We start from the raw sequence: 582 nt of genomic DNA, 5'->3' as shown, positions 1-582 counted from the left end.
CCGCGGTGATGTCACCGAATCGCACATCGCCTGGGAACAGACACGTGGCGTCCCGGCCTTGCCATCGCCGCTGTACGTCAAGCCGTATCTCTACACGATCACTCGCGACAACATCCTGTACTGCCTTGAAGCCGCAACGGGCGACATCGTCTGGCAAGAACGCTTGAGCGGCAACTACTCCGCGTCGCCGCTGCTCGCTGATGGCCGGATCTATATCACTTCCGAAGAAGGCATCACCACGGTGCTGGAACCCGGATCGCAATACAAGCAGATCACCAAGAACAACTTGAAGGGCAAAACGATGGCCTCGATCGCGGTATCGCAAGGCAACTTCTTCATTCGCAGCGGCGACGCCCTCTACTGCATCAGCCCCGCACCCCGCTAATCAAGCCTCGTTTCGCACCGAGTGAGCAACCAAGTGAATATTGCGATCTCACCCAAACAGTTCCGCATGTTAGCCGCTTTGGCGCTAGCCACGGTTCTCAAATTTTCGGTTTGTTAGCCGCTCTGGCGCTAGCCACGGTCCTCATGTTTTCGGTTTATTAGCCGCTTTGGCTAACGCTGTGAAGCATTTTTTCGTAG

General features: G+C 56.0%; 1 protein-coding gene. It reads left to right on the top strand.

Annotated features, from left to right (window positions below; translation table 11 throughout):
* Nucleotides 1-385: outer membrane protein assembly factor BamB family protein (locus RMSM_RS24450; protein ID WP_040769265.1), on the top strand; the 385-nt coding region annotated here is incomplete at its 5' end.
* Nucleotides 386-582 lie beyond the last annotated feature (197 nt).

Origin of the sequence: Rhodopirellula maiorica SM1, from assembly GCF_000346295.1 — a bacterium.
GTDB lineage: Bacteria > Planctomycetota > Planctomycetia > Pirellulales > Pirellulaceae > Novipirellula > Novipirellula maiorica.
The sequence above is the reverse complement of the archived record's forward strand: the minus strand, read 5'-3'. Positions and strand labels throughout refer to the sequence as shown.